Origin of the sequence: Spirulina major PCC 6313, from assembly GCF_001890765.1 — a bacterium.
GTDB lineage: Bacteria > Cyanobacteriota > Cyanobacteriia > Cyanobacteriales > Spirulinaceae > Spirulina > Spirulina major.
On record NZ_KV878783.1, the window covers coordinates 4,838,504 to 4,857,489 of the forward strand.

The following is an 18,986-nucleotide window of genomic DNA, read 5'->3' on the forward strand; positions in this document are numbered from 1 at the left end:
AATCCGCCCAAACCGCTCAGGGTGCGCTAACCGACAACGCCTTCAGCAATGCTTCACCCATCGCCTGACAGCCCACTAGATTCATTCCCTCCGACAGAATATCCCCGGTGCGATAACCCTGATCCAACACCGTGATCACCGCCGCTTCGAGGCTATCCGCCGCCGCCGGTTGATCGAGGGCATAACGGAGCATCATCGCGGCGCTGAGGACTTGGGCGAGGGGGTTCGCCTTGTCTTCGCCTGCAATATCCGGGGCGGAACCGTGGACGGGTTCAAAAACGCCCGGTTTGCCCGGTGCGCCGAGACTGGCCGAGGGTAACATCCCGATGCTGCCCGTGAGCATTGCCGCCGCATCGGAGAGAATGTCGCCGAAGAGGTTACCTGTGACGATGGTGTCGAACTGTTTTGGGGCGCGGACGAGTTGCATTGCAGCGTTGTCTACATAGAGGTGGGACAGTTCCACATCGGGATATTGGGGGGCCATGGCAATGATGCGATCGCGCCACAATTGCGACACATCCAATACATTCGCCTTATCCACTGAGCAGAGTTTTCCACCCCGTTTTTGCGCTGTTTCAAACCCCACTTGAGCGATGCGGTCAATCTCCGCTTCCGTGTAGGCCATGGTGTTAACACCGCGTTTTTCGCCGCTTTCGGTGCTAAAGATGCCTTTAGGCTGGCCAAAATACACACCGCCCGTCAATTCCCGGACGACCATAATATCCACCCCTTCGACAATTTCCCGCTTCAAGCTCGACGCATCAATCAATTGGGGCAAAATCGTCGCCGGGCGCAGGTTGGCGAAGAGATCCAGCCCAGCGCGCAGGCCGAGCAGCCCCGTTTCCGGGCGTTGATGCCGGGGGAGGTTGTCCCATTTATAGCCGCCGATCGCTGCTAACAGCACCGCATCACTTCCTTGGCATTGCTTCAGCGTCTCATCGGGGAGAGGATTACCCGTTGCATCGATCGCTGCGCCGCCGATCAAGGCTTCACTGAAGGTAAATTGCAGATCAAAACGGGGCGCGATCGCGTTTAAAACATCGAGGGTTACGGCCATAATTTCAGGGCCAATCCCATCCCCAGGGAGCAAGGTGATCCGGTACTGTTGCGTCATGGTATCTGTTCGGTTGACTGCGGTGCGATCCTTGATGATACCCTAGCGCGAGCGATCGCCAAACCCTTCAGAGTCGCAGTGGGTCGGGTTTCGACGACCCTCAACCCTCGGACGGAGAATTAATTGTGAACCTACCCACAGGCGGTCAATCTGTTGACATTCCCCGCGAAGACAGCAACGGGGATTCTTGGTTCATCGACCGGACTTAACCGAGCCGGATTGGTCCAACCCCGCCAGAGGTCTAATCTCCCCAAGCGTATAACTTCCCCTGTGCCCCAATGCTTCCAGGCCTGTTGGTTTTTAGCCTTGTGATCGTTCCTAGACGTTTGCAATCCAAGATAATCAGCCTAACACCACTGGCTCAAGGAGGGCGACTAAATTCGCTCGTGTCGTCTTTCATCCCCGTCAATTTATTGCGGGGATGAAAGACTCCCGCACTATTTTCGTAAATAATCCTGAAGGGTGAAGCGTTGTCGGGTCAGAGTCATCAGTTTAAGGGATGAAGATAGCACCATTTTAACAAGACATCGCTCCCCTAAAAAAAGCCACGTTACCGTGGCTGTTCAGCACTTTCGTGAGATGGGGAAAATCAACACTTAAAAACGGGTCGTGCCGCCCGATCGCGGCACCGTGACCGTTGTTTCATCGAAACAGGGAATCACACCACCCGCCAAAATGGTCACATCATCAAAATCATCATCGGAGATCTCTACCTCTACGGCTCCCGATGGACGCACCCGGCCTTCGCCATCATCTTCCCAGCCCATCAAGATCCCGTTGCCATCATCCAACGCCCCGCGAAAATTCACCGCATTGACATTGGTGGAGGTAAAGGTCGTAATGTAGCGGTTTTCCGTCGCGGTATAGACATCCATGTAAAACACATAGGGAGTATTCGCCCGGAACAGATACTCAATGATTAACGAGCCTTCGCCGTTGGAGCGCGATGCCACCAAATTCGCCCCTGGACTATTCACCGGGCGCACCGTACCGCCCGCCACTGTGCCGCGATAATCGGTGAAACTGGTGATCCCAAAATCATCGTAGGGTTTGACCTCTTCAAAGAGCGGAATTTTCGTGGCTGAGGTGTCGGGGTTCATCATCACCCCCACCACGCCTCGGTTTGCGCCTTGGGTGGAGCGAATTTCAAACTCGACGATCGTATCTTCGGAAAATTGAATAACGCGGTTATTGAGGCGCGTTTGGGCTTGGGTGGGCAACCCGGCCAATACGCCCAATCCTGCGGCCAGAATCACCATGGCCCATTGCTTACATTGTTGAAACATCTTGCATCTACTCCTTAGCTATTCTGTGGGGTGGGTATTGCCCACCCTGCCAAATCTGAACAATTGAGGAACGTTAACGAGGCCGGTGCGATCGCACCTCGTCCCGACAAACCGCGAGCTACCAAATCAAGAAATCGGGATTGCCGTATTCTTCTTCGATGGCGGTCACTTCCTGCCGTAGGGTAATGCTCTCCCGTTCCAGTTCGATCAGACGCGCACAAGCTGGGGGAAGAGGCTTGCTAGCGTTGGGAGAATCGGGGCGGGCGTAGCGGCGGGGGCCGCTGTCGTCGTCCAAGGCTGCATTACAGGAGAGATAGACGGTTTCGGATTCGTCGTTAAACAGTTCAATGCGATTGATCAGGTCTTGAATTTCCGGCGCATCCACATCAAAAATAGGCGAGTTATTGTTCCATACCTGCGTGCCGGTGATGTCCCCTTGGCTGACGTTTTGGGCTTGGGCTGGGGCCGCAACCCCCGCCAGAATCAGTAAACCAAACCAAAAAATAAAGCGTTGCATGGTGAATTATCTCCTCACTTAAAAGCGAAATGCCGTGCCTAAACCAATCACAAAACGAGCGGCGCGGCCGTCGTTGGTGGTGACGATGTCGCGGACGGCGGGGGTGATGGTAATGGGCAGATTTTTAAAGGGAGCAATGGAAAGGCCTAAGCCCAGATCCTGGCCCGTCCATTCCGCGATAAAGCTCACTGGACGAGCGACCCGCAGGGCCATATTCCCAAAGACGTTGATATTGTTATCACCGACAAAGGCGGCTCCGTTGGATCGGTATTGGTTGTTACCCACCCCAGCGGTGACGGCGAGGCGGCTGAAGGGGTCATCAAGGGAATCGGTGAGGCGGAAGACTTTGGTGGCAACGCCGTAGAGGGATTGCTCGAAGTCGTTGCGGCCAATGTTGAGGAAACCATTCCAACCGGCAGCGATGGACAGGTCATCGGCAATGCGGCGATGGACTTTCGCATTGAAACCCCCCTCGCCAAAGTTGTCATTGTTGGCAAAGACGTAGGACAGTTCCACACCGACGGCTTCGGAGGCATCCCCTAAACCGATACCGAGACCGCCGTTAAAGAGGGAGCCGCTGGCATCGGGACGGACGGCGGATTGGTAGTTGGCGTTGAGGAAAACGGTGTTGTTGTCTGCGCCGTAACCGACGGGAATGTAGATGCTCATCGCGGGGGATGAGACAAATTTTTTCGATTCGGGGACTTCGACGGCTTCGAGGGGTCGGGGTTCGTAGCAGTTGACGCGGCCAGCCTGGGCGAGCAGCATGGTGGGGCTGGCGGTTTCGGTGGCGTTGGCTTCGATCGCACCTTCGCATTGTTTGGGTAATGCGGCGGTGTCGATCGCGTCTAGTTCCATTGCGGCGGTTTCTAACTGGAATTGGGATTCTGGGTTTAGTTCCGGACGGATGGAGGTGGAGCGGGCGGCCAATTGTGGCGGCGCGGCGGCTTGGGTTTGGAGGGCGGCGGCTCCGGTGGTTGCTGCGCCTTGATGGGTTTGATAATCGGCCAGGGCTACGGTTTCCGGGGCCGGAGCGATCGCATCGGGTTGGGTTGCGAGCGAGGCGATCGGGTCTGGAGTTTCAGGCGCACTTGCTTCGGCCACAGGCGCGATCGCTTCAGTGGCTGGGGGTGCGATCGCTACCGATTCAGATGCCGTAAACTCCGGCAAGGGCTGGGCCGTGGCAATTTCAAGCGGAGCCCCATCAGCAGTAGCCGATGCAAACTCGATCGCTTGGGCATGAAATTCAGGTTGGCTCGGTTGGCTCCGCTGGGCGGCCTGGGTCACGTCCAAGCCAAGTTGAGGTTGAATGGACTGATCAACGGTGCGATCGCCTGCGGTCAAGGCATCAAGATCTTGGGGTGAAATGCCCTCGTTTGCTTGAGCACTCAGAGTCGGCAGCAGGGGCAAAACCGAGAGAAGGGCAATGTCAGTAACACGCATACGTTTTCCTCACACAAGTGGGTATTGGAAACCATTGCCTGACTTAGAGAAGTTGCAGTGGTCAGTTCAATTTACGAAGGCTCACCGCAACCATCCGGATGTGATCCCCCCAGAGACCTCCCTCACCCCACAAATCCGCCCTTTGGCTCATCGTAGAATTACTTAAACTGGCCCCCCGATCGCCAAATACTCACAATCAACCCAAACCCCAAAAATGTCGCCGCCCCAAACAACACTGCACTAATAATCGACAGTTGCGGAATCGGCGTATTCCGAGCAATCAACGCCGCCCCGATCAACAACGACCCAACGACAATACTATAAGCCAGCCGATTGGCGGAATTTTCTAAACTTTTCCGGACAGAACTTAACTCCCGAATTTTCAAATTCCATTGCAAGGTTTCCGAACTGACGCGATCGAGAATCACCTCCATTTGCCGGGGACTTTGTAACGCCAGGGATTTTAAATCCAGCGCGATCCGTAACCCGGTTTGCAGGGGATCATCCCCTAGTAATTGACGGCTAAATAAATCCGTCATCAATGGTTTAAATTCATCGAGCAAATTCACATCTGGATAGAAACCCCGCGCCACTCCTTCTAGGTTTGCCAAACTTTTCGCATAGAGTCCCATATTACCCGGCAGCTTAATTTTGTTGTTGCGGGCGACTTGGAGAATTTCGTAAAAAGCTTCGCTGAAATTAATATTGGAGAGGCTGATGTTGTAATATTTGCGCAGCATCCGGTCAAAATCAATTTCAAGACGGGCCAGATCCACCGGCTGCGAAGATTCCGACAGATCCAGGGTGAGTTGGCTACAGCGTTTCGCGTCGATATTGACGATCGCAAGCAACAATTCCACCAAAATCGACTGGGTGCGCGGGTCAAGGCGGCCAATCATGCCACAGTCGATCAAGGCGACGCGATCGCTCTGTAAATAGAAAATATTGCCCGGATGGGGATCAGCATGGAAAAACCCATCAATATACATCTGCTGGAAAAATGCCCGAAACAGCAGGGTTGCGATCTGCTGGCGGCGGCGCAAATCCCCCCCCGTCTTGCCATCCGCCGGATGAATCTCCGCATCTAAGATCGGCTTCCCTTCCAGCCACTCCATCACCAGCAGCTTTTCCGTCGTCAGGCTTTTATAAATCGCCGGAATTACCAACTGCCGCGCATCAAACCAACGACTCTGGGCTAAATTACGCCGCAGTTGTTCGGTATAGGCAGCCTCTTTGGTGAAATCTAATTCCGCCTTCAGAGCCGAGGTGAATTCATCGGCGAGGGACACAATATCGTAGTCTTGGCCGAATTCCGTGGCGGAAACGAGTTCAGCGATCGCTTTAATCAGTGCCGTATCTTGGCGGACAATTTTTTCAATGCCCGGCCGCTGCACCTTCATGGCCACTTCTTGGCCGTTGTTGAGGGTAGCGCGATAGATTTGGGCGATGGAACCAGCCGCGATCGGGGTGGTGTTGATCGTGGCGAACACCTCATCAAGGGGTTTCGAGAGTTGCTGCCGGATCAGGGATTCCACATCTTTCCAGGGTACGGTGGGCACTTTGGCCTGGAGCGCAGTGAGGGCTTCGATATAGCTTGGCGGCATCAAGTCTGGGCGCGTGCTGAGGAGTTGCCCTAACTTGACATAGACCGGGCCGAGTTCAACGAGGATATTACGGAGGGCTTCGGGGGGCGGAATTTGGGGTTCTTCTTTCGTACCGCCGGTGAGCAATCCACGCATATAGCCCCAGCCGTTACCCAGCACGATTTCTAAAATTTCACGCTGGCGGGACGTATTTTGGGTTAAGGCAAGAACCATACAGTTAAGTCGGCGGAATAAAAAGCAGCGGCGAGAAACCTGATCCTCACCTGCCTATTGTTTTAGCGTGTTTTCAGGGGGGTTTGGGGGAGCTTGGGAAATATCGAGGGCTGGGGGCGATCGCTCCACACAGGATTTACTGCTCTAGGGTGTCTAGACCGACCGCCGTAGTCGCCTGACGCAGTTCCCACACCTTGAGCAAAATCATATATTCATAAAACGCCTGCAACACACACCAGGTAAACCCCGCCCGCCCATCCCAAATTCCCCCCAAGAGAAAATACATATACAAAAACCGGAGCAAGGGGCGGAACGGTAAGCGCAGGGATAGATCTTTGAGGGCGCGTCGTCGCACAACTTCCGAGGAGCCAGACAGGAGATCGCGCCAATTGATTTCACCCTGTTGTAACTGTTTGATGGTTTCGCGGGCTTCGTCGGTGGAGTAGCGGTTATGTTTTTCAAACCAACGGCTGAAGCCTTTGCCGCTGGTGTAGTGGGGATAGGTGGCGGCGAGAAACGCTGTGGGGCCGTCGCACACTTCGCGTTCGGTGTGGCCGTAGTCGTCGAACCAAACCCGGTCTTTGCGAAAGAGGCGCATTTGGTAGCGCGGGTATTGGGTGCAACGTCGAATCCAGCGGTTCATGAACAGCACCTGTTCGGCGGCATAGTAGCCGATGTACTGGTCTTGCTGGGTGGCTTGGGCGCATTCGGCGTAAAGTTCGGGGGTCATCCGTTCGTCGGCTTCGAGGATGTAAACCCAGGGGTGGGCGGTTTCAACAGTGCGAAGCATCCAGGTGCGTTGCTGGCCGTGGCTGGCGAAGGGGTGCTGGACGAGGCGCACGGGGTGGCCTTGGGCGATGTATTGCTCCGCGATCGCCACGGTTTGATCGGTACTGAAGGAATCAACGATGATCACATCATCACTGTGGGGCAGGATGGAATCGAGACAGGGGCCGATCTCCGATTCCTCGTTATAGGTCAGGATATAAACTGAAAACATCGCAATCACGTCAAAGGGGGTGCGATCGCACCCCAGCCAGCTCCATCAACTTCAAATCATCAGTGATCTTGGCATGATCCCGATGGGGTGACGATAGGCACAGGACGACCATCACCCCGTCACGCCATCGCCAGCCCGATCAGACCCTAGCGTCGTCGGCCACCACCGCCGCCACCGCCGGCCAGGCTCCGAAAGCCCATGCCGCCAATAACTAAATAGCCCACTGACAGCAACAAGCTACTCGCCCCGATCCGGAAACCGGATTTAAAGGCATTTAACTGGGCTTGATTTTCCGCTTCTTGGCGCTGCTCTTCGAGTTGGGTTCGGGCTTCATCAGCCCGTTGGGTGACGGCATCGGGATTGCCTTTCAACTCTTCAATTTGCTGGCGGATAGTTTGTAATTGTTCAAGCTGGGCTCCTTCCACTTGGCCGCTCGCGATCGCTGCATCCAACTCTTGAATCCGAGCCTCATCTCCCAACAACTGCGTCACCTGCTCCAACTGACCCTCAATTTGAGTTTCAGCCTGGGTCGCACTTTGTTCGATCTGCTGCATCGCTTGGGTTCTCGCCCGACTCAGGTTACTGATATGCACCGGAACCAGCAATAAAAACACCAAGCCCAAAACCGCCGCCAAAACAAATGACCAAAAGCGCAAATCCGTGAAGGAAATTTTGCTCGCTTGGCCCGCGCCCATATTTTCTGCCAACCAATAGCCTGTCAACAGAAAAGCAATCCCAATCATGGGGATCACACCACGGTCAACAAATTGATTGGTAAACGCAATCTGCCAGTCTTGATTGAGGGGGCTAAAGGGAATCAACAGCACAACATAGTCGACCAGCGACGACACAATCAAAATGACCCCAACAACCTTTAAGGCAAGGGATGAAAAGAAAGAAAATGCAGGGTTACTCATCGCAAATGGGTTCCGTGTCTCCAAACAGAGAAAATTCAGTCCGCAATATCAATCGTGATTGACACAAATGACAGTGACAAACAGTATTTCTAGATTACTAATGACTATGATGCCATTAGAAATACCAGGCTATCATTTTAAAGGATTCCCGTTCACAGATTGGCGATGATCTTCACAGGACAGGCGATTCCTTCACGCTTCGTTACGTTTTGTATCAATCAATACCCTTCCCAGCGATTCAACGGCACACAGTCCAAGTCAAGTTGATCGAACGCCCGCGCCACGACAAAATCCACCAGGTCTTCAATGGTCTGGGGATGGTGATACCAGGCCGGAATCGCGGGGACAATCCGCGCCCCGGCTTCGGCGAGGGCGGTTAAGTTGCGCAGATGAATCAAGCTAAAGGGGGTTTCGCGGGGCACGATGATCAACCGCCGTCCTTCCTTGAGTTGCACATCGGCGGCCCGTTCGAGCAAGTCCGAGCTTAGACCCTGGGCAATCTTCGCCACGGTGCTCATACTACAGGGCATGACGATCATGCCGTGGGTGCGAAAGGAACCGCTGGCGATCGCCGCTCCCACATTGCCCCAACGATGACAACGGAGCATCCCTGCGGTGGGAACTCCAGCCTGTTCGCGCCAAAAGAGAGCTTGTTCCTCCGGCTCAGGGGGCACACGGGTATTCATTTCCGCCTGCCAGACGAGGAAAGAAGATTTTGAAGCCACAAGATCTACGGTATAGTCTGCCGTGAGCAAGTGTTTGAGGGCCCGCACGGCGTAGATGAGGCCGCTGGCTCCACTAATGCCCAGAATGAGAGATTGGGTCATAACGGGTTGGAATTAGGGCAGGATGCTGCGGGCAATTTTGGCGATGGTTTGGGAAATGGGATGGTCGGGGTAGCGTTGCACAAAGACCCCTTCACTACCCAGGATCATCATCTCATCGGAATGGGGTAAAATTCCCCCAACAGGATTGCCGTAAATGCTTTCCACCCGTTTTTTGAGATCATCAAAGTCAAAGGTTTGGGGGACTTTATTGACCACCATGAGAATTTGTGGCACGTTCAAGCGTTGGGCAACATCGACGGTGACGGCAGTGCCTTGAAAGTCTTGATGGTCGGGACGCAGAATCAAGACCAAAATATCGGAAATGGTGATCGAAAGCAGGGTTTCTTCGTTGAGGCCGGGGTGGGTGTCAATGAAGAGATAGTCGAGGTTGAGGGCCTCAATCAGGTCTTGGAAACCGTCGTTGAGGAGTCCCACGTCGTATCCTTCGCGCAGGACGCGGGCAATTTCTCCGGCTTTGACACTGGAGGGAACGAGGTAGACACGGCTACGACTGGGAATGTCACCGGCGATGACGGCGGTAACATCATGGGCTGTTTCTTCAATTTTGCAATGCCCCCAGAGATAGTCATTAAGGCAGGGGCTCAGGGTTTCCTCGGCATATCCGAAGAGGACGTGAATCCCTGGTGATTGGATGTCTGTGTCAACAATGCCCACGCGGTATCCGTGGCTTGCCACTGCGATCGCCAGGTTAGCTGTGGTGTTGGATTTACCCGTGCCACCTCGGTAGGAATGAACAGAAACAATCTGGGACATAGCGTTTGGACAGCGGAGTTGCAGTTAACTGCTAGTGTAGGCTACTGCTGAGATTTTGCTGTATTTTTTCAGGGGTTTTTAGCGGGATGGAGAAATATCTGAAGGCGATTTTTTCCATGGGGACAGAGGGGATGAGGCGGGGGAAACGGTGGCGGGGATTGTCCGATTGAACGCGATGCCGCCCCTGGCTGGGGAGGCCAGTGATAGGATAATTGAGCGATGCACTGCAACCGGCGGACTCGCACCGTGATCGGTTCGGGTCGGGTTGGGGGTGCGATCGCGGGGCACTGTCCCCACTCAACCCCTGAAAATTTTGATCGTGACTTGTTTAAGGGTGTGTATGGCTGATTCTCTACCGTTGATAGCTGATCTTGACCGTGTTGATGAATCAACGGTGGCTCCTCCGTGGCGCGATCGCCTCACGGCCCTCGATCTCACCCCGCCGCAACTCCTTTTTCCCCAAACCCTCCCCGCCCTCCAAGCGGTGATCCGCCATCTCCACCACAGCGGCGGCACGATGCGACCCTGTGGCATGGGCACAAAACTGACCTGGGGCGGGATTGGCCCACCGGTGGACTATCTCGTCAGTGATGCCGCGCTGCATCGCATCATCGATCATGCCGTGGGGGATTTGACGATCACCGTCGAAGCGGGAATTTCCCTCGCCGCCGTTCAAGCCCATCTCGCCCCCACGGGTCAGTTTCTCCCCCTCGATCCGGCCTATCCAGACCAGGCGACCCTGGGCGGCATTGTGGCGACGGCGGATGCGGGGAGTTGGCGACAGCGGTACGGGGGGGTGCGGGATCTGCTGTTGGGGATGACGATGGTGCGGGCGGATGGGGCGATCGCGAAAGCCGGGGGACGGGTGGTGAAAAATGTGGCGGGCTATGACTTGATGAAGCTGCTGACGGGGTCCTTTGGCACGTTGGGTATGGTGGCAGAGTTGACCTTTCGCACCTATCCCCTGCCGGAAACTACGGCGACGCGAATCCTGACGGGATCAACGGAGGCGATCGCCGCCACCACCCAAACCCTGTTAAACTCCACCCTCACGCCGGTACGCTTGGATCTGTTGAACGGCTTGCTGATGCGGGCTGGGGGGGGACGGGGCGCGTTAGGTCTGGGGGTAGAATTCGCCAGTATTGCGGCCAGTGTGGCGGTGCAGCTTGACCAATTGGACGCGATCGCCACTCAACAGGGCCTAACGATCACCACCCCAGCCCCCGATTTTTGGGACACCCTCACCGCCACGGTGCGCACTCCCGCCCACAGTGACGCGATCACGGCGCGGTTTGGTGTCTTGCCGACGGCGTTACCAGATCTGTTGGCGAATCTGCCCACGACAGCGATCGCCCTCGGCAACGGTGGCAGCGGTCTCGGTTTTTGCCAATTTCCCGCCGGGATCACAGCGGATCAACTGCGGCGGGTGCGGCGACAATGCGCACAGCAGCGGGGCTTCTTCACCCTCCTTGATGCTCCGGCGGCCCTCAAACACACCATCGATCCGTGGGGCTATCCGGGCAATGCGATCGCCCTAATGCGCCAAGTCAAACAGAGCTTTGATCCTCAAAACGGCTTCAGTCCCGGCATCTTTGTAGACGGCATCTAAGGCCAGGCGCGAGCTTAAGCGGGGTCTAACGCCGCCGTCACCGCCGGATCTTCATCTAACAACCAAATCCCCGACGCGATCTTCGGTTGATGCACCGCTAGATTCATCCCCTGCTGTAACCCAAACACCAGCAAAACCAACGTCTCCGCCAATTTCGGATCAAACCGCTTCCCGGCTTGGGCTTGACAGATGGCCAGGGCATCCTGGAACGGTTGGTCACGCTCCGCATCCCTCGCATGGAGCACAGCCTGTTGAAACTGCGCCACGATCGCTAAAATTCTCGACTCCAACGGAATTGCATCATAGGCTAGCCCGTCCGGTCTGCCCGACCCGTCCCACGCCTCGGCTTGGTGGGTAATGATTTGGCTAATCGCTTGCAGTTGGGGCATGATCCGCAACACTGCCGCTTTGGGGAGAATCCCCTGTTTCGCGAACGCTTGATGCTGGGCTTCGGTTTGAAGCTCACCCAGGGGCGCATTCCCGGTGAGGGGAGCGAGGCGATGGAGCAACCCAGCCAGGCGCAACCGTTTAATCTGCCAGGCCGGGAGATCCAAGAGTTGCCCCATGGTTTCGGCCAAGGTCGCCACTTCGCCGGCGGCGTTGGGATTATTCACATCGGCCTGATCAATGAGTTGAGCCATGCGCAGGAACGCTTGCATCTCATTGGACAGAAGATTGTCATGGAGGATGGGACTGGGTTGGGTGGTGCTCGATTGGCTGTCTTGGAGGGCTTGCACCACATTCATTACCACGGTATTGAGGTCATCGCGCTGACATGAGCCAAAGTCCTGGGTCATGGTGGTGAGTTGTTGGCCCCAGTGGTTGGCTAGGGTGGGGTTGTAGGCGTGAATATGAGCGATCGCTAATTGCAGCGTTTCATGCACTAAGTTCGACTCGAACGTCCAAAACCCATAGAATTTTCGCTCTAGATCGTCCTGGGGTTGGCCCGCCTCGCCATAGTCAGCCTCGGAGAGTTCTTGACATAGCACCATGGCGCTATAGGTGGGGGATAGGATGATTAAGTGCCATTCTTGGGCAACGGGATCATCGGTGGTGAGTTCGATAATGTCTACATTGTCCTGGGCGGCGGTGGAATGCTCGACAAACCCGGAGTCAGCGGCGACGAGGATGGCGATCTGGCTGGATTTTTGGGCGATCGCCGCATAGCGTTCGGCTTCTTGGGCGTACCATTTACCCTGCTGAAATGCTGCCATGATCAGGGGAGGGTGCTCCGATTCAAGGACAAAATCTTCGAGGGCGTGGCACAGGGCAATCAAAGTATTTTTGTAATACACCCCTAAGTTAATCGGATGACCTGTGTTTTGGTGGGCCGTACAAAGTTTTTCGAGCAGTGAGCCTGAGCGCATAATAAACCGACACTATATAACAACAAAAAAACGAGATATTTGTAAATGTTCAAGAGCAGTGATGAGCGTAATCGGGACGATCGCACCGCTGTGAATGAGGGCACAGGCTTCGTATCACCACCCCCACTATCCTCCACCATCATGCCTTGTGATCAATAATCTTATCGAGAATTATGACGTGATCCGGTGCTGGAAGGTTCAGGGTTGCCCTCTCTACACTTCCGGTTGGCGATCGGTTTGGGGTAAATTGGGCGATCGCTGAATATCCCGATAGTCGTAACCACGGTGTTCTAAATGATTGACAAACTGATCGGGGTGGGAGGGCTTGGGTGGGTCGGATTGGCGTTGTTTTTTGCGTTTGGCGTTACGTCCCATGGTGGTGGGTAATCCGTTGTGATTGGGGTGCGATCGCGAGAATTTGGAGATATGTTAACCTAGCTTCAGCCTCGATCTAGCTAAACGCAGCAATCGTTTACAGAGCAAGGGGTACGAAACGCAATTCTTAACTTTTTGGTGTGAGTCAATGTCGAAACTAGTCGGTCATCTCCTTCAAACGGCTCCGTTTGTTCTGGCAGCCTCATTCGTAACCCATCAGGGGACTGCCGCAGCCACCCCCAACCCAGTCATCGATGAACTTGAGTCTTCAGATCATGTGGCGATCGCGCCTGACGATTGGCAAGCGGCAACCCCACCCGTACCGAATCCTGAACTAGATTTACGTGACCCCGCTCCCGTTGCTGCGGATTCAGCACCGGTCACCTTCGCCGCCGATCCCCTGCTTCAATCAGAAGGGCTACCGGCGAACATCCCAGCCCCCGTCGCAGCGGCGGCAGTCGCTGAACCCGAATTTGTTGAACCGGCTGAAACAACAGAGTTTGCTGAACCTGAATTTGTTGAACCGGCTGAAACAACGGAATTTGCTGCACCTGAATTTGTTGAACCGGCTGAAACAACGGAATTTGCTGCACCTGAATTTGTTGAACCGGCTGAAACGACAGAATTTGCTGCACCCGAATTTGTTGAACCGGCGGAAACGACAGAATTTGCTGCACCCACAACCGACAGTGTTGATGCAGAACCCACGGTTGTCTTAGAACCCGCAGAGAATTCCCTAGATCCCAGGGTTGCGGTGGAGCCAGTGGCCCCGATCTCTGCATGGGATCGCGCACCGGTTCCCGCTGCGATGCCAACCCCAGGGATGGATGAGGAGGGCGCGAAGTTTGCTCCAGATCTAGCGGTGCAAACGGCTTCAGAGTCCGTTGAAAGTTTAGACGAATTAGATTATGACGGGGTGATTGAGGGGGTGGAATGGATTGTCCCTGCGACGATTCCCACCGCAACACCGCTAGAACAGACCGACAGTCAAAGCACCCCGACGGAATCCCTCGCCCCGTCGCAGTCGCCTCAATTGCCCTTGGATGTGCTGGAGTTGACCCCGATTCCGGGCTTAGATGCCCCTACCCCCGATACAACTCTAGATGAGCTTGAAACCGAGGGCATGGATGAAGCGATCGCACAACCTTCCGTCGATCAACTCCTCCAAGAAATCAATCAATACAGCACCGAAGACACCAACAACAATTTGGGTCAAGGAGTCACCGATGCGTCGCAATTCCGAGATGTGTTCCCCACAGATTGGGCCTACACCGCCTTGGATGACCTCGTGCGTCGCTATGACTGCATCAAAGGCTATCCCGATGGGTCATTCCGGGGGAATCGTGCCCTGAGTCGCTATGAATTTGCCGCCGGTTTAAACGCCTGTGTGCAGCAAATTGAGCGGATTATCGCCGAAACCACCTCCGAATTGGCCACCCGTGCCGATCTTGAAGTGATGCAACGGTTAGTCCAAGAGTTTGAACCGGAATTAGCGACGATCAGTGCGCGGGTGGACGACCTTGAAGGCCGGGTGGCGTTTCTCGAAGAGCACCAATTTTCCACCACTACCAAACTCAACGCTGAAGTCCTCTTTGCCGTTAATGGTATTTTTCCGAATTCCGATGACTACGACACCAACGGTGACGGGGTGACGGAACTCGCTACAGATAACGATGCGGTGTTTCAAAACCGGGTTCGTCTCAATTTAGACACTTCCTTTACCGGGCGCGATCGCCTCCGGACTCGCCTCCAAGCCGGGAACGTCACCAACTGGAGCGGTATCTACGGCCGCGATGGTGTGACTTACGAAACCCGCTACGGCTTCCAAACCAACACTAACAACGCTGTGGAAGTGAGCACCCTCGCCTACCTCTTCCCCGTTGGTGAAAAAGGGACGGCGCAAGTGTTCGCCAACTCCGTCGGCATGGATGATTTACTGTCGCCAATCAACCCTTTCAACTCCTCTGGCGGTGGTTCCATTTCTCGGTTTGGGCAATTTAACCCGATTTTGCGCGTGGGCGGCCAGAACCAAGGCTTGGGCCTGTCCTATCAACTCACCGATCAGTTTGATGTGTCCGTTGGCTACACCACGGGGGATGGTAATAACCCCACTGTGGGCATTTTTGACGGTTCCTATGCGCTGGGGGGACAGGTGAAGTATGCGAGCGATCGCGTCTCGGCGGCGTTGGTTTATCTCAACAGCTACAACCTTAGCGGGCAAGGCCTCAGCCACAGCACCGGCAGCGTTGCCAGTAACTTAATTTCCCCCAATCATACCGTTTCCGCCGATAACTTCGGGGCAGAACTCCTGATCCGACCCAGTGACTCCCTGTTTGTCGGGGGTTGGGTTGGTTTTAGTAAAGCCACTGTCAATAACGTCGGCAATGCTGATGTGTGGAATTTTGCCGTCACTGTTGGCCTCGAAGATGTGGGCGGCGAAGGGAACCTCTTAGGGTTTGTCGTGGGTCAACAGCCCCGCCTCCTCGACAGTAATACCGCTGTGACGGATGCCGTGTTGGGCAGTGCATCGGGCAGCGGCGATTTGGACATTGGCTATCATTTAGAGGCGTTCTATCGATTCGCGGTAAATGAGCGCATTGATATTACGCCCGGTGTGATCTGGTTAACGAACCCTGGCCACAACGATGCGAACAATGACGTGATTGCCGCCACGATTCGCACCCGTTTCCGGTTCTAGTTCTTGATCACACCTTTACCATTTCAACACCGCCGCGTCGATCCCCTCTTCGCGGCGGATTTTGCTGTCGGCTTCAAACCAGGTGATGATTTGCGCGGGGGTGAGGTCTGCGATCGCCACTTCATAATCCGCCGCAATCTTCACCAACAGTCGGAGAGATGAAATCGTCAACCGCGTTAAAAATTTCTCTGGTGTTGATAACAAAGCCGCATCCACAGCAGCAGATTCATCAGGGCTTAAAAATTGGGTTCCGGGTTGTTGAGGGCTTGGCATAATCAAACGTCAGGGTTTGCAGGGTATTTTAAACTCTAAACCTTTGAAACGCTAAACCATCACCGCCCAGAATCGTCACTCTAGCGCGATCGCGCCGCCCTTAAACCCGACCCGCTAAATGGCTCAACTGCTTCAGATTGACAATACATAAACTCCGCTGCTGCTCGTCAAGTTCCACCCAGCTTTTACTGTGGAGTTTTTCAAGGATTTGGCGCACCTCATCGGCGGTCGTGTCGGAAATTTGCGCCAGATCACTATCGGGAACCCGAAGGATCTCGGTGCCTTTTGCCGTGGGTTGGCCATAGTTTTCTGCGAGCATCACCAGCATTTTCGCCAGTTTGATCGCGGGGGGTTGGTTGCGCAGTTGAAAGCGAATATTGGAGTGGCGCAGGCGTTGCACCATGAGTTGCAACATCCGGTGATGGAGTTGGGGGTCTTTAAAGAGGGTTTGGATGAAGCGTTGGGCGGAGACGCTGAGGAGTTCGACGGGACAGAGGGCAACCACATCAGTGGAGCGGGGCGATTCATCGAGGATCGCCATTTCCCCAAAGAAGTCCCCCCGGCCCATGACGGCGAGGGTGATCGCATCTTCGCCCGCCAAACGGCGAACTTTAACCCAACCGGAGACAATGAAGTAGACTGCGTTTCCCCAGGCATCTTCCATTAATACCGCCCGGTCGCGGGGATAGCTGTGCTTGACGGCAACGGAGAGCAGCCATTCGAGGGTTTCGGGACTGGCGGTATTAAATAGGGGGAAAAGCTCGCTAAAAGCTTTGATCTCCATGAAGACTTATCGGGTTCAAGATGCTTTTAATCTTATCACCTGGTACTAAGCTTGCGAGATCTGGATTGCGGTGAGGGGGAGGGAGGCGATCGCACTGACAGATTGCGCTAGATTGGAACGATAAATGGGGATCTCACCATGGGCGATCGCTTTCAAGAACGGTCGTTTCGGCTGTTGCTGTATTTGGAATGGATTTTATTGGGGATTGCAATTATCGCCGCCCTGTCAATCCGCCACCCGCCGCCGATGATGCTGGGGGGACTGCGACCGGGCCCGCCGCCGCCCCGTGACTTACCTTGGGCGGTGCTGGGCTGCATTGTGGTGTTGGGGGGGTTGGGGTTGCGCTTGCCGACGGGATCGCTGGCAGTGAAAATTCTCTACACGATCGCAGGATTTAGCCTCAGTTGGTTAACGGTGTCTTTGGGGGGGCGGGGTAATACGGTGTTTTCGGCGCTGCTGTTGGTGGTGGTGTTGCGGGCCTGTGTGTTGTTTCCCTGGCGGGGGCGGATCGTGACGGCGATCGCGGCCTATGGGGGGTTTGTGTTGCTGTTGTGGCGACGGGTGCAACATTTTGCGATGCGGGGGGACAGGCTGGGGCGATCGCTCGATACCCTGCAACAACAGCAATTTTTAACCAGTTTGACGATTAACGCGGCGTTGCTCTATGGCTTGGTGTTGCTGTTTGTGATGCTCCTCGTGGGGGCGGTGCTCTCAGAACGGGAAAGCCGCGAGGCCTTGCTGATGGCCAATACTCGCCTGCGTCGCTATGCTCTGCTCATTGAAAACCAAGCCATGCTCCAAGAACGGAGCCGCATCGCCCGCGAAATGCACGATTCCGTCGGCCATGCCCTCACCGCCCAAAGCATTCAACTGGAAAATGCGGCACTCTCGTACTGCCAAGGCGACCCGGAACAGGGCCAAACCCACCTCAGCGCGGCGCGACAATTGGGTAAAGATGCGCTGCGGGATGTGCGGCAGTCGGTGGCATCGCTGCAAACAAGTCCGATCCAGGGGCGATCGCTCCCCCAGGCCGTGCAAGCGTTGGCGGATAATTTCACCCAAACAACCCAAATCTCGGTGGAGTTGGCGATCGCCCCCCTCAAAACCATTCCCCCTGAACTCAACACCGCCCTCTATCGCCTCGTCCAAGAAGCCCTCACCAATATCACCCGCTACAGCGCCGCTTCCCAAGTCCAGATCAGCCTCACCGCCGCGCCGGGCCAGATCAGCTTGACGATCGCGGACAATGGCCGAGGGTTTGATCAACGCCAAAACACCACAGGCTTCGGGCTACGGAGTATGCGCGATCGCATCGAAGCGATCGGCGGCCAGTTTCAGATCCACAGTGAACCGGGTCAAGGCTGCACGATTCGCGCCCTCATTCCCCGCTAAGCGATCGCCCCGACGACCCAAAACCACAGAATACCGGTGTTTTAGCCTTTTTTACGGATTGATTCAGTGTCGCCCCACTGCATCAAAAGCGACTGGACAAGTTTGAGGCGGTGATTCCCCTCGGATATGGCTCCAATCCGTCAGCGAATGAGAGAGAAGAGGCGCGATCGCATTCCCTGTGCTGCGATCCCTTGGTCGGGGGAAGCATGGTGCGATCGCCTGCGTTACGAAAATAGTGCGGGAGTCTGAAAGCCCCGTCAATTGATTGCGGGGATGAAAGACGACACGAGCGACGTTAGTCGCCCTCCTTGGGGCAGTGGTGTTGGGCTGGTTATATTGGATTTCAAACGTCCAAGAACGATCACAAGGCTAAAAATCGACAGGCCTGGAAGCATTTCAGGGTAAGCAGGCAGCATAATGAGTGGGCGGATTGCCTGCGTCATCCAATCTAACGATTTGGTTGCCTCGGAAGACTTGAATGTGAACGGGTTAGTCTGGGATCGGCATCGGGCTGAGTCGGTAGTGAAGCAGGTTTGTATCCTGCGCCTTGGACTAACTACCGTGGGGCACAGGGGACGTTATCCGCTTGGGGAGATTAGACCTCTGGCGGGGTTGGAGCAATCCGGCTCGGTTAAGTCCGGTCGATGAACCCAGAATCCCCGTCGCTGTCTTCGCGGGGAGTGTCAACCTATCGATCGACCAGGGTTCGCAGCGGATCTTCTGGGGAAATGTTGGGGCCGACACCGCGAAAATTTTGGGTTTTTGTTTACCAAAATTCATGGGTCTAGAGCAA

At 55.2% G+C, this 18,986-nt stretch carries 17 protein-coding genes and 1 pseudogene; 5 read left to right on the forward strand and 13 right to left on the reverse strand.

Annotated features, from left to right (window positions below):
* Positions 1-16: 16 nt before the first annotated feature.
* The 9 genes from leuB to SPI6313_RS21425 form a co-directional block, all read right to left on the reverse strand.
* Complete coding sequence (gene leuB / locus SPI6313_RS21385; RefSeq protein ID WP_072622816.1) at positions 17-1,114, reverse strand: 3-isopropylmalate dehydrogenase; 1,098 nt, start codon at positions 1,112-1,114, stop codon at positions 17-19.
* A gap of 596 nt (positions 1,115-1,710) precedes the next feature.
* On the reverse strand, positions 1,711-2,400 hold the full coding sequence (locus SPI6313_RS21390; RefSeq protein WP_072622817.1) for a hypothetical protein: 690 nt from the start codon (positions 2,398-2,400) through the stop codon (positions 1,711-1,713).
* Positions 2,401-2,518: 118 nt separating this feature from the next.
* Positions 2,519-2,917: a hypothetical protein gene (locus SPI6313_RS21395; protein ID WP_072622818.1), complete on the reverse strand. Its 399-nt coding sequence runs from the start codon at positions 2,915-2,917 to the stop codon at positions 2,519-2,521.
* 18 nt (positions 2,918-2,935) lie between these two features.
* Positions 2,936-4,360, reverse strand: coding sequence for a hypothetical protein (locus tag SPI6313_RS21400; protein ID WP_072622819.1), 1,425 nt, complete (start codon positions 4,358-4,360; stop codon positions 2,936-2,938).
* A gap of 158 nt (positions 4,361-4,518) precedes the next feature.
* A complete protein-coding gene (locus SPI6313_RS21405) occupies positions 4,519-6,177 on the reverse strand; it encodes an ABC1 kinase family protein (RefSeq protein ID WP_072622820.1) in 1,659 nt (552 codons plus the stop codon).
* Between the two features lie 136 nt (positions 6,178-6,313).
* Positions 6,314-7,177: a glycosyltransferase family 2 protein gene (locus SPI6313_RS21410; RefSeq protein ID WP_072622821.1), complete on the reverse strand. Its 864-nt coding sequence runs from the start codon at positions 7,175-7,177 to the stop codon at positions 6,314-6,316.
* A 146-nt stretch (positions 7,178-7,323) separates the two neighbouring features.
* Positions 7,324-8,094: a hormogonium polysaccharide biosynthesis protein HpsJ gene (hpsJ-B, locus tag SPI6313_RS21415; RefSeq protein WP_072622822.1), complete on the reverse strand. Its 771-nt coding sequence runs from the start codon at positions 8,092-8,094 to the stop codon at positions 7,324-7,326.
* A 218-nt stretch (positions 8,095-8,312) separates the two neighbouring features.
* Positions 8,313-8,921, reverse strand: coding sequence for a flavin prenyltransferase UbiX (locus SPI6313_RS21420; RefSeq protein WP_072622823.1), 609 nt, complete (start codon positions 8,919-8,921; stop codon positions 8,313-8,315).
* A gap of 12 nt (positions 8,922-8,933) precedes the next feature.
* On the reverse strand, positions 8,934-9,695 hold the full coding sequence (locus SPI6313_RS21425) for a MinD/ParA family ATP-binding protein (protein WP_072622824.1): 762 nt from the start codon (positions 9,693-9,695) through the stop codon (positions 8,934-8,936).
* Between the two features lie 340 nt (positions 9,696-10,035).
* Here SPI6313_RS21425 and SPI6313_RS21430 point away from each other — a divergent pair, with 340 nt between their 5' ends.
* Entirely contained in the window at positions 10,036-11,304 is a 1,269-nt protein-coding gene (locus SPI6313_RS21430) for an FAD-binding oxidoreductase (RefSeq protein ID WP_072622825.1), read from the forward strand.
* 14 nt (positions 11,305-11,318) lie between these two features.
* Here SPI6313_RS21430 and SPI6313_RS21435 read toward each other — a convergent pair whose 3' ends face one another.
* Together SPI6313_RS21435 and SPI6313_RS23785 are read right to left on the reverse strand one after the other, a co-directional pair.
* On the reverse strand, positions 11,319-12,671 hold the full coding sequence (locus SPI6313_RS21435) for a DICT sensory domain-containing protein (protein ID WP_072622826.1): 1,353 nt from the start codon (positions 12,669-12,671) through the stop codon (positions 11,319-11,321).
* 213 nt (positions 12,672-12,884) lie between these two features.
* Positions 12,885-13,046: a hypothetical protein gene (locus SPI6313_RS23785; protein WP_175551205.1), complete on the reverse strand. Its 162-nt coding sequence runs from the start codon at positions 13,044-13,046 to the stop codon at positions 12,885-12,887.
* Positions 13,047-13,194: 148 nt separating this feature from the next.
* On the opposite strand from SPI6313_RS23785, the gene SPI6313_RS21440 reads away from it, so the two are divergent.
* A complete protein-coding gene (locus SPI6313_RS21440) occupies positions 13,195-15,744 on the forward strand; it encodes an iron uptake porin (protein WP_072622827.1) in 2,550 nt (849 codons plus the stop codon).
* Positions 15,745-15,759: 15 nt separating this feature from the next.
* Here SPI6313_RS21440 and SPI6313_RS21445 read toward each other — a convergent pair whose 3' ends face one another.
* Entirely contained in the window at positions 15,760-16,017 is a 258-nt protein-coding gene (locus tag SPI6313_RS21445) for a hypothetical protein (protein ID WP_175551206.1), read from the reverse strand.
* A 100-nt stretch (positions 16,018-16,117) separates the two neighbouring features.
* On the reverse strand, positions 16,118-16,801 hold the full coding sequence (locus SPI6313_RS21450) for a Crp/Fnr family transcriptional regulator (protein WP_072622829.1): 684 nt from the start codon (positions 16,799-16,801) through the stop codon (positions 16,118-16,120).
* Positions 16,802-16,939: 138 nt separating this feature from the next.
* Here SPI6313_RS21450 and SPI6313_RS21455 point away from each other — a divergent pair, with 138 nt between their 5' ends.
* From SPI6313_RS21455 to SPI6313_RS25450, 3 genes and pseudogenes are all read left to right on the forward strand, one after another.
* Positions 16,940-18,193, forward strand: coding sequence for a sensor histidine kinase (locus SPI6313_RS21455; RefSeq protein WP_072622830.1), 1,254 nt, complete (start codon positions 16,940-16,942; stop codon positions 18,191-18,193).
* 126 nt (positions 18,194-18,319) lie between these two features.
* Positions 18,320-18,442 (forward strand): hypothetical protein, encoded by a 123-nt coding sequence (locus tag SPI6313_RS24880; RefSeq protein WP_281248445.1) that lies wholly within the window; start codon positions 18,320-18,322, stop codon positions 18,440-18,442.
* Between the two features lie 101 nt (positions 18,443-18,543).
* Positions 18,544-18,841 (forward strand): annotated as a pseudogene (locus SPI6313_RS25450) (hypothetical protein); the annotation flags it as partial.
* Positions 18,842-18,986: the final 145 nt, after the last annotated feature.

Excerpts from the sequence above, each read along its gene's own strand:
- leuB (WP_072622816.1), bottom strand. The coding sequence starts at position 1,114 with ATGACGCAACAGTACCGGATCACCTTGCTCCCTGGGGATGGGATTGGC.
- SPI6313_RS21390 (WP_072622817.1), bottom strand. The coding sequence starts at position 2,400 with ATGTTTCAACAATGTAAGCAATGGGCCATGGTGATTCTGGCCGCAGGA.
- SPI6313_RS21395 (WP_072622818.1), bottom strand. The coding sequence starts at position 2,917 with ATGCAACGCTTTATTTTTTGGTTTGGTTTACTGATTCTGGCGGGGGTT.
- SPI6313_RS21400 (WP_072622819.1), bottom strand. The coding sequence starts at position 4,360 with ATGCGTGTTACTGACATTGCCCTTCTCTCGGTTTTGCCCCTGCTGCCG.
- SPI6313_RS21405 (WP_072622820.1), bottom strand. The coding sequence starts at position 6,177 with ATGGTTCTTGCCTTAACCCAAAATACGTCCCGCCAGCGTGAAATTTTA.
- SPI6313_RS21410 (WP_072622821.1), bottom strand. The coding sequence starts at position 7,177 with ATGTTTTCAGTTTATATCCTGACCTATAACGAGGAATCGGAGATCGGC.
- hpsJ-B (WP_072622822.1), bottom strand. The coding sequence starts at position 8,094 with ATGAGTAACCCTGCATTTTCTTTCTTTTCATCCCTTGCCTTAAAGGTT.
- SPI6313_RS21420 (WP_072622823.1), bottom strand. The coding sequence starts at position 8,921 with ATGACCCAATCTCTCATTCTGGGCATTAGTGGAGCCAGCGGCCTCATC.
- SPI6313_RS21425 (WP_072622824.1), bottom strand. The coding sequence starts at position 9,695 with ATGTCCCAGATTGTTTCTGTTCATTCCTACCGAGGTGGCACGGGTAAA.
- SPI6313_RS21430 (WP_072622825.1), top strand. The coding sequence starts at position 10,036 with ATGGCTGATTCTCTACCGTTGATAGCTGATCTTGACCGTGTTGATGAA.
- SPI6313_RS21435 (WP_072622826.1), bottom strand. The coding sequence starts at position 12,671 with ATGCGCTCAGGCTCACTGCTCGAAAAACTTTGTACGGCCCACCAAAAC.
- SPI6313_RS23785 (WP_175551205.1), bottom strand. The coding sequence starts at position 13,046 with ATGGGACGTAACGCCAAACGCAAAAAACAACGCCAATCCGACCCACCC.
- SPI6313_RS21440 (WP_072622827.1), top strand. The coding sequence starts at position 13,195 with ATGTCGAAACTAGTCGGTCATCTCCTTCAAACGGCTCCGTTTGTTCTG.
- SPI6313_RS21445 (WP_175551206.1), bottom strand. The coding sequence starts at position 16,017 with ATGCCAAGCCCTCAACAACCCGGAACCCAATTTTTAAGCCCTGATGAA.
- SPI6313_RS21450 (WP_072622829.1), bottom strand. The coding sequence starts at position 16,801 with ATGGAGATCAAAGCTTTTAGCGAGCTTTTCCCCCTATTTAATACCGCC.
- SPI6313_RS21455 (WP_072622830.1), top strand. The coding sequence starts at position 16,940 with ATGGGCGATCGCTTTCAAGAACGGTCGTTTCGGCTGTTGCTGTATTTG.
- SPI6313_RS24880 (WP_281248445.1), top strand. The coding sequence starts at position 18,320 with ATGGCTCCAATCCGTCAGCGAATGAGAGAGAAGAGGCGCGATCGCATT.